Genomic DNA, 8,491 nt, shown 5'->3' with positions numbered 1-8,491 from the left:
ACGCAAAACCCGGCGCAGCCAAAGCCCGCAACCCCCGCCGGACGGCGACAACGCCGGACGGCGACACCGACGGGGCCGTCAGTGGGGCGACCCCGTGGCGTTCTCCGCGCGGCGGCGCTCGTCCGCCGCTCCACCCGCGCCCACCAGACCCTTGGGCACCCCCGCGAGGCGCGGTGCGAACCGACGCATCTCGCGCTGACCCACCGTGGCGATCACGCCCGGCAGATAGCCCCGTACGGACTGCATCCCACGCAGCCACCACTGCGCGTACACATGGGCGGAGCGCCGCTCGATCCCCGCGACGATCCGGTCGACGGCCGGGCCCAGCGGGTACGTGCGGTTCGACGGCCACGGCAGCCGCTGCCGCAGCTCCCGCATCACGTCGTCCTGGTCGGCGCCGCGCACCATGTCCGTGTCGGTCCAGGACAGATAGCCGACGCCGACCCGCACCCCCAGGTAGCCGACCTCGGAGCGCAGGCTGTGCGCGAACGCCTCGACGCCGGACTTGGACGCGCAGTACGCGGTCATCATCGGCGCCGGCGTGATCGCGGCGAGCGAGGCGATCTGCAGGAAGTAGCCGCGGCTCTCGGTCAGTGCGGGCAGGAAGGCGCGGGCCGTGACCGTACCGCCGATGAGGTTGACCTCGATGACTCGCCGCCACGCGTCGGGGTCGGAGTCGATGAAGGGACCGCCGCTCGCGACCCCCGCGTTGGCCACGACGATGTCGACCTTGCCGAAGCGCTCCTTGACCTCACGCGCCACCTCCGCCATCGCGCGGTGGTCGGTGACGTCGGCGTGCCAGTAATCGCTCTCGCCGTGCAGCCGGCCGGCGACCTGCTTCAGCTCGTCGGGCTCCAGGCCGACGAGCGCGACCGTCGCGCCACGAGCGGAGAGCTTGCGGGCGAGCAGTTCCCCGACTCCGCGCGCTGCGCCGGTGACGACGGCGACCTGCCCGTCGAGTCCACGCGGCCGGTTCCCACTCATACGGCGTCCTCCTTGGTGGTCAGATGCGCGCCGACCAGTTCGCGGATGCGCGCGGTGACGAGTTCGGGCTCCTCGACCGGTGACATGTGGCCCATCCCCGGGACTTCGGTGAGCCCGGCGCTGCGCGGCAGCCCGGCCTCGATCGTCCGTGCGTGGACCGGCGGGGTGAGCCGGTCGGCCGAGCCGACGATGATCGCGGTGGGCACGGTCAACTCCCGGACGTCCGCTTCGAGATCGAGTTCGTCGAGGACCCGCGACCAGGCGACCCTGGCGGGGCGCGGACAGGCGTGCACGATCCGGGCGCACTCCGCGATCTGCTCGGCGGTCGCGCCGGGGCCCATCGTCCCGTACCGCAGGATCCGCTTCGAGAGCGCCGTGACGGGTCCGAGCGGGGCGGGCGAGCCGAGGAGCTTGCGGGTGAGCCAGGTCCGCATGCGGCCTGACCGCAGCGGCACGATCAGCGATTCGGTGACCAGCAGCGAGCAGCCCGTGCTGCACAGCAGCGCCGCCGCCACATGCTTGCGGAAGGCGGGCCTGCGGGCCGCCGCCATGATCGTCATCCCGCCCATCGAGTGCCCGGCGACGACGGCCTTCTCCCCGTCCTTGAGGGTGGCGCTCAGCACGGCCTCCAGATCGTCCGCGAGGGCGTCCGTGCTGTAGCCGAAACCGCCGTCGGCGGGCGGGGGCGTACGGCCGTGGCCACGCTGGTCGTAGACGATCACGCGGTGGTCGACGGCGAGGTCGGTGATCTGCGCGGCCCAGAAGCGGATCGAGCAGGTCCAGCCGTGCGAGAGGACGACCGCGGGCCGGTCGTCCGCCCCGTAGACCTCCACCTGGATCTTGGACCCGTCCGCGGACACGACCACTTGGTCGCGATGGGCGGGCCTGATGAGCTGTGTGGTCACAGCGCCGCCTCCTTCACTGTCTTCGCGGCGCGGGCCCGGTCCGGCCGCAGCACGTCGTACTCGACGAGCCGCACCTCACGGGTCGCCTTGCGGAACTCCGTCGTCGTGCCGGGCCAGATGGTGGTGTTGCGGCCGTTGGCGTCGAGATACCAGCTCGTGCAGCCCCCGGTGTTCCACACCGTGCGCTTCATGCGCTCCTGCACCCGGTCGTTCCAGGCGCCGACGGCGGCCGGCTTCGGGTCGAGCGCCACCCGCTCACCGGGCGCGGCGAGCGCGTCCAGCGCCTTCAGATAGTCCGCCAGATAGTTCAGCTGGGACTCGATCATCAGGATCATCGAGGAGTTGCCGAGGCCGGTGTTGGGCCCGATGACCGTCATCCAGTTCGGGAACCCGGCCGCCGTCGCCCCGCGCAGCGCCTCCATCCCGCCCTTCCACGCCTCGGCCAGGGTCGTGCCGCCCACACCCACCACGCGCTGGGCGATCGGCATGTCCGTCACATGGAAGCCGGTGCCGAAGACGATCGCGTCGACCTCCGTCTCCGTACCGTCGGCGCCGACCAGCGTGGAGCCGCGCACCTCGGTAAGACCGGCGGCGACCACATCGACATTGGGCTGCGCGAGCGCGGGGTAGTACGCGCTGGAGAGCAGGATGCGCTTGCACCCGATCCGGTACGAGGGCGTCAACTTGGCCCGTAGTGCCGGGTCCTTGATCGCCTTCGCCATGTTGGCCTTCGCGATGGACTCCACGACCCCCAGCTCGTTGGGCCGCTTCGTGAACGCCTGTACTTGGAGCTCCCTGATCCCCCAGAGCAGCTGCCGCCGCACGGCGCCGGTGACGGGCACCTTGCGGTGCAGCCAGCGCTCGGCCGCCGAGATGGCCCGGTCGGCGCGGGGCATCACCCACGGCGGCGTGCGCTGGAAGAGCGTCAGCTTCGCCACCTCCGGCTGGATCGCCGGCACGACCTGGATCGCGGACGCACCCGTACCGATGACGGCGACGCGCTTGCCGCGCAGGTCGTAGTCGTGGTCCCAGCGGGCGGAGTGGAAGACCTTGCCGGGGAAGGTCTCCAGGCCCGGGATCGCCGGGATCTTGGGATCGGACAGCGGCCCGCCGGCGGAGACGACGACATCGGCGGTGAACGTCGCGCCGTGCGCGGTCTCCAGCTCCCACCGCAGCTCGTCCTCGTCCCACCGGGCCAGCGTCACCTCATGGTTGAGCCGCAGATGCGGCCGAAGGCCGAAGGTGTCGGCGACGCGCTCCAGATACGCCCTGATGTGGCGCTGGCCGGAAAACGTGCGCGGCCAGTCGGGGTTGGGCGCGAAGGAGAACGAGTAGAGATGCGAGGGGACGTCACAGGCGCACCCGGGGTAGCTGTTGTCGCGCCAGGTCCCGCCGACGGAGTCCGCCCGCTCCAGGACGACGAAGTCGGTGACCCCCTCGCGCCGGAGCCGGACCGCCGCCCCGAGGCCGCCGAATCCGGACCCGATCACCGCCACGCGTACGTGCTCGTGCTGACTCAAAATGCTTCGCCTCCCGCACTCCTGCCACCGGCGTCACCGGGCAGCCCACTCCCGAACCGCGCCAGTAATCACTGGCACTATCAGGAGACTAGAGCAGCTTCCTACCCATGGGTAGTGGGCGTGCCAAACAAGTTACCGGCGGTACGGCATAAGGTTGCCAAGTGGCAGGCGAACGCGAATACCGCATGGAGGAGCTGGCAGAGGCAGCCGGCATCACCGTCCGCACCGTGCGCTTCTACCGCGAGCGGGACCTGATCCCGCCCCCGCGCAAGGAAGGCCGTATCGCCTGGTACAACGACCACCACCTGGCCAGACTGCGCACGATCGCGGCCCTGCTGGAACGCGGCCACACCCTGACCGGCATCGCCGACCTCGCCTCCACGTTCGAAAGCGGACGCGACGTGGGCGAGGTGCTGGGCCTGGGCGAACCGACCGAGGAAACCCCGGTCCACCTCTCCCCCGAGGAGCTGGCCGACTACTTCGAGGGCGAGGTCACCCCGGAGAACCTGGCCACGGCCCTGGACCTCGGCTACCTCGCCACGGACGGCGACGAACTGGTCCACATCAGCCGCCGCCTCCTGGACGTCTCGGCGGCCCTGGTCCGCGAGGGCGTCCCCCTGGCCGCGGTCCTGGAGGCGGGCCGCCAGGTCCGCGCCCACGCCGACGCGCTGGCGTCGCTCTTCGCGACGACGCTGCAAGCCCACGCGGGCGACACGGACCCGGCCAAGCTCCGCCCGCTGGCGAAGAGCGTGGTGGAGGCGGAACTCTCGATGGCCCTGGACCGCCACCTACGCGCTACGCGCGACGACACCGGGACTTGAGGCCGCGGACGGCTGCGGACGGCTGCGTCGGAACTGTGCACAGGCAGCTCAGCGTCCATCCCTGACGTACAAGATCACGGATGACGACGGAGCCCGGACCATGACAGCAACAGCCGCTCGACACCTCTACCTCGCCCGGCACGGTGAGGCGTCGGCAGACGAGACAACCCTGACGGAAAACGGTCGGCGCCAAGCCGTTCTCCTCGGTGAACGGCTCCGCAGCACCCCGCTTTCCGCGATCCACCACGGACCGCTGCCTCGGGCGCGGCAGACGGCCCGGCTGATCGGCGCACAGCTCGACACCGTCCCCCTGCACGAAGCGGAGCCGGCCGGCGACTACGTCCCGTACGTGCCCACGAAGGAGGAGCTGCCGCCGGATTCAGCCGACGCCCTGCTCAGCTTCCTCGCTCAGGTACCGGAAGAGGAGCGCGACCGTGGGACGGCGCTGGCCCAGGAAGCACTGGCGGAGTTCACCGGCCCGGTCGCCGGAGACCGCCCCCGCCATGAACTCGTCGTCACCCACAACTTCCTCATCGGCTGGCTGGTCCGAGCCGCCCTCGACGCCCCCAAGTGGCGCTGGATGGCCCTCAACCACGGCAACGCGGCACTGACGGTCATCCGATACGCACCCGGCAGGCCGACCTCCGTGCTCGTCACCAACGACATGCGGCACCTGCCGACAGAACTGCGCTGGACGGGCTTCCCGCCCGAACTTCACATCTGACCGGGACCCGAAATGAACGCGCGCCAGACGTTGGGGGCGAAGATCAGGGCGGGGCCGTGGGGGCTCTTGGAGTCACGGACGGCCATGGAGCCGTCCGCAAGGCGGGCGCCCTCGACACAGTTGCCGCCCTGGTCGTTGCTGTGACTCGACTTGAACCAGTCGGCGCCGTCGAGGGCGTCAGCCTTGGTGGTCATCGGTCTCCGTGCTCCTTCGTGAAGGCGTGCCAGGCACTGGCGGGGAAGAGCAGGGCCGGGCCGTGGGGGCTCTTGGAGTCACGGACGGCCATCGAACCGTCCGCAAGGCGGGCGCCCTCGACGCACGCGCCGCCCTGGTCGTTGCTGTAACTGGATTTGAACCAGCCAGCGGCGTCGAGGGCGTCAGCCTTGGTGGTCATCGGTCTCCGTACTCCTTCGTGAAAGCGAGCCATGCGCTGACGGGGAAGAGCAGGGCCGGGCCGTGGGGGCTCTTGGAGTCACGGACAGCCATGACGCCATCCGCGAGGCGCGCGCCCTCGACGCAGTTGCCGCCCGAGCCGTTGCTGTAGCTCGACTTGAACCAGTTGGCACCGGTGAGGGTGTCTGCCTTGGTGGTCATTGCTATCAATGCTCCTTGATCGCTTCCTTGATCATGCTCAGGGACTCCTGCGGTCCCGGAGCAAGGGCTTGGAGATCGGAGAACGCGTCTCCGTACTGTTCGACATCACTATCACTCCGCTTGACCCACGCGTCCGACAGGTTTTCCAGGTAGATCATCGGCTTCAGTGCCAGCCTCTCCGGGAAATGGATGACGACGAACGGCCCGTCCATGCCTGCATGGGCGCCGACTCGAAACGGCATGACCTGCACCCTCACGTTCGGCAGGGATTCCACAACCTCGACGATGTGAGTGAGTTGGTCCCGCATGACCGGCGGCCTCCCCACAGGTCGGCGCAATACGGCCTCGTTGACGATCGCCGTGAACTTCAACGGCGAGTCGGGGCGGCTAAGGACTTCCGCTCGTGTCGTCCTTACGGCCGCCATCCGATCCATATCCTGAGCCGACAGCGCTTCGCGGGCCCGTTGATGGATCTGGTGGATGGCGTAGACGTACGCCTCGGTCTGCAACAGGCCCGGTACGAACTCTGACTCGTACGTCTGAAGCGAGGTGGCGGTGGCCTCAAGATCGAGGAATGCCTTCAACCCGGCCCCGATCACCGGGCGATACTCCCGGCTGTGCCACCAGTCCCGCTTGATGCACGTGACGACCGCGTACCCGTGCAGGCGCTCGCGCGCCTCCGTCCCGGCTTGGTAGATGTCGCACAGCGCCGCCACGTCGTCAGGCTCGACCGACGCGTTCTCCCCGGTTTCGAGCCGGGTGAGCTTCGACGGACTCCAGCGCAGTTTGCTGACCACCTGAGAGCCCTTGAGGCCGGCGGCCAGACGGAGTTGTCGAAGCTCATTTCCTAACTGAAGACGACACAGAGCGGGGGTCGCCGCTTCCACGTCCGAGTTCATCTGCTTCTCCTCTGCGCAGTGTTCCAGTGTGTCGGTGAAGGTTCCGCAGCCGCAAGGAACCTTCTGCGCCGCAGCGGGAGCCGCCGAAGAACTGCGTGAACTCGCCTATCTGATACGAAAGTTCACGCTGGATTTTGACGACAAGAATTTCGTGCAGCGGTATCACCGTACCGCCAGCGGTGCCAGGCTTACAGGCAGTCGCTCACATTGCGCTGCCACCTCCTCACAAAGCGTGGCCGAAGTGAGTTGACGTCCCGACAGCGACAACTCCGGCTCCACGAGCCGACGGAGGGCACGCCCATGCACTCAGCGAATGCCACATCACCCGCGAACACCCCCCTCGTACGCAAGCTTTGGCCGCGCAACCGGCGCTCCGTGGGGCTCGCCCGGCATCTGTTGCTGGATGCTCTCGACGCCTGGGGACTGGCCGAACTCGGTGATGTGGCGGCGCTCGTCCTCTCCGAGCTGATGACCAACGCCGTGCTGCACGCACACGTGCCGGGTCGGATGGTCGAGACGTGGATCATCCGGCAGGACGACTCCGTACGGATCGAGGTCCACGACGCCAGCGACGAACTGCCGCAGCGGCACAAGGCGGCGGACGACGACGAAGGGGGCCGGGGGCTCGCGTTGGTGGACGAGCTGACCAACCAGCGGTGGGGCGCGAGCGAGCGGCGTGGGGTCGGGAAGCTCGTCTGGGCGCAGGTGGGTGGCGAGGGGACGTGAGCCCGAAGGGCCAGCAGGTCGCCTGCGTACTCTCCGTCCTGACGCTGTGCGGCGCGCTCCTGTGGGCGCTCTTCGCGACCGGTGCTCGTTGACAGTGATCCGCCGCGGCGCATGTAATAGGCCCTGGTGCCGCGTGGTGCCGGCCAAAGAGCAGTGGGCAGGCCGGTGACTGGGCGGAGCACCCTTCACATCAGGGATCCGGCATGAGTTCTCACCCTTGCCCCCACCGCTGACGTAGCGCTTTCACGCTCGTCGCCCCCGGCCGCCGCGCGGCCCCACATCCTCCCCCGGAGAAGCGAAACCGCATGCCCACATCCTTCAACCAATCCGTCATCGCCGAGTTCCGAGCCAACGCGGGCAAGGTCGGCGGCCCGTTCGCGGGCGGCGATCTCCTGCTGCTGACGACCACCGGCGCCCGGTCGGGCCGCCCCCACACCACACCGCTCGGCTTCGTACGCGACGGCGAGCTGCTGTTGGTGGTCGGGTCGAACCTCGGCGGACCTCACCACCCCGGCTGGTACCACAACCTGCTCGCCCACCCCGTCGTACAGGTGGAAATCGGCACCGCCACCTACGACGCCCTCGCGGTCCCCGCCGAAGGAACCAACCGTGACGAGCTGTTCGAGCGCTGTGTACGCGCGGCGCCCGGGTACGCCGACTACGCGGCCCGCACAGAGCGGCAGTTGCCGGTGGTCATCCTGCAACGCCCTGAACCCGACGGCTGGCAGCCACCCACCGAGGTCACGACCCTCGCCGACAAGCTGATGGAGGTGCACACCTGGCTTCGTGCCCAACTACTGCACATCGGAGCGGAGGTGGATGCCCACTTCGCCGCGCGAGGAGCACACAACGGACCCGCCGAACCACCGCCCGCCCTGGGACTGCAGATCCGCCAGCGCTGCCTGGCCTTCTGCCAGGGGCTGGAGTTCCACCACACCAGCGAGGACGCACACCTGTTCCCCGGAATCGCGGCCCGCCACCCCGACCTGACCGATGTGTTCGCCCAACTGGCTGCAGAACACGCGACAGTGGCTCGAATTCAGGACGAACTCGCCTCGCTGCTGGCCGACATCACCCTCTCCGACCCGCACCGCTTCCGCGCCGAGGTGGCCCGCATGTCGGCCGAACTGAACGCGCACCTCGACCACGAGGAGGACCACCTCCTCCCCCTCCTGACCCACATCCCCTGGCCCCCACCGGCACCGTCTCCCACTCCCTGACCAGGACCACGCCTCCTGCCGACTCATGCGGTGGGCCACTTGGCCGGTCCGGCACTGTGTTGGCCTCGTGCAAAGGGAGTTGAATACCCAGGACGTCG

General features: G+C 69.1%; 12 protein-coding genes. 5 read left to right on the top strand and 7 right to left on the bottom strand.

Going from position 1 to position 8,491, the window contains the following annotated elements; genetic code table 11:
• Positions 1 to 78: 78 nt before the first annotated feature.
• From HY68_RS14430 to HY68_RS14420, 3 genes are read right to left on the bottom strand one after another with little or no spacing between them, the layout of a single operon-like run.
• Positions 79 to 984 (bottom strand): SDR family oxidoreductase, encoded by a 906-nt coding sequence (locus tag HY68_RS14430; RefSeq protein ID WP_041988840.1) that lies wholly within the window; start codon positions 982 to 984, stop codon positions 79 to 81.
• A complete protein-coding gene (locus HY68_RS14425; protein WP_041988839.1) occupies positions 981 to 1,889 on the bottom strand; it encodes an alpha/beta hydrolase in 909 nt (302 codons plus the stop codon). The genes HY68_RS14430 and HY68_RS14425 overlap by 4 nt, the downstream gene beginning before the upstream one ends.
• Positions 1,886 to 3,409, bottom strand: coding sequence for an NAD(P)/FAD-dependent oxidoreductase (locus tag HY68_RS14420; protein WP_041988836.1), 1,524 nt, complete (start codon positions 3,407 to 3,409; stop codon positions 1,886 to 1,888). Before HY68_RS14420 ends, HY68_RS14425 begins: the two co-directional genes overlap by 4 nt.
• 185 nt (positions 3,410 to 3,594) lie before the next feature.
• On the opposite strand from HY68_RS14420, the gene HY68_RS14415 reads away from it, so the two are divergent.
• Together HY68_RS14415 and HY68_RS14410 are read left to right on the top strand one after the other, a co-directional pair.
• On the top strand, positions 3,595 to 4,230 hold the full coding sequence (locus HY68_RS14415; RefSeq protein WP_041996061.1) for a MerR family transcriptional regulator: 636 nt from the start codon (positions 3,595 to 3,597) through the stop codon (positions 4,228 to 4,230).
• 100 nt (positions 4,231 to 4,330) lie between these two features.
• Positions 4,331 to 4,954, top strand: a complete 624-nt coding sequence (locus HY68_RS14410; RefSeq protein ID WP_041988834.1) for a histidine phosphatase family protein — start codon at positions 4,331 to 4,333, stop codon at positions 4,952 to 4,954.
• On the opposite strand, the gene HY68_RS14405 is transcribed toward HY68_RS14410, so the two are convergent.
• The 4 genes from HY68_RS14405 to HY68_RS14390 are packed head-to-tail and all read right to left on the bottom strand — an operon-like array spanning position 4,945 to position 6,447.
• Positions 4,945 to 5,148 carry a DUF397 domain-containing protein gene (locus tag HY68_RS14405; protein ID WP_041988833.1) on the bottom strand — a complete coding sequence of 68 codons (204 nt, stop codon included), beginning with the start codon at positions 5,146 to 5,148 and terminating at the stop codon, positions 4,945 to 4,947. The genes HY68_RS14410 and HY68_RS14405 overlap by 10 nt on opposite strands.
• Complete coding sequence (locus HY68_RS14400) at positions 5,145 to 5,348, bottom strand: DUF397 domain-containing protein (RefSeq protein ID WP_041988830.1); 204 nt, start codon at positions 5,346 to 5,348, stop codon at positions 5,145 to 5,147. Before HY68_RS14400 ends, HY68_RS14405 begins: the two co-directional genes overlap by 4 nt.
• A complete protein-coding gene (locus tag HY68_RS14395; protein WP_041988828.1) occupies positions 5,345 to 5,548 on the bottom strand; it encodes a DUF397 domain-containing protein in 204 nt (67 codons plus the stop codon). Before HY68_RS14395 ends, HY68_RS14400 begins: the two co-directional genes overlap by 4 nt.
• 5 nt (positions 5,549 to 5,553) lie before the next feature.
• Positions 5,554 to 6,447 (bottom strand): helix-turn-helix transcriptional regulator, encoded by an 894-nt coding sequence (locus HY68_RS14390; RefSeq protein ID WP_041988826.1) that lies wholly within the window; start codon positions 6,445 to 6,447, stop codon positions 5,554 to 5,556.
• Positions 6,448 to 6,475: 28 nt separating this feature from the next.
• Here HY68_RS14390 and HY68_RS42800 point away from each other — a divergent pair, with 28 nt between their 5' ends.
• The 3 genes from HY68_RS42800 to HY68_RS14380 all read left to right on the top strand — a co-directional run bounded on the left by HY68_RS42800 (position 6,476) and on the right by HY68_RS14380 (position 8,393).
• Entirely contained in the window at positions 6,476 to 6,697 is a 222-nt protein-coding gene (locus HY68_RS42800; RefSeq protein ID WP_157874346.1) for a hypothetical protein, read from the top strand.
• Positions 6,698 to 6,747: 50 nt separating this feature from the next.
• On the top strand, positions 6,748 to 7,173 hold the full coding sequence (locus tag HY68_RS14385) for an ATP-binding protein (protein WP_041988825.1): 426 nt from the start codon (positions 6,748 to 6,750) through the stop codon (positions 7,171 to 7,173).
• Positions 7,174 to 7,478: 305 nt separating this feature from the next.
• A complete protein-coding gene (locus HY68_RS14380) occupies positions 7,479 to 8,393 on the top strand; it encodes a nitroreductase/quinone reductase family protein (protein ID WP_041988824.1) in 915 nt (304 codons plus the stop codon).
• The last annotated feature ends 98 nt before the right edge of the window (positions 8,394 to 8,491 follow it).

Origin of the sequence: Streptomyces sp. AcH 505 (assembly GCF_000818175.1) — a bacterium.
Classification (GTDB): Bacteria; Actinomycetota; Actinomycetes; order Streptomycetales; family Streptomycetaceae; genus Streptomyces.
Note: the sequence above shows the minus strand (reverse complement) of the source record. Positions and strands in the feature narration are given on the sequence as shown.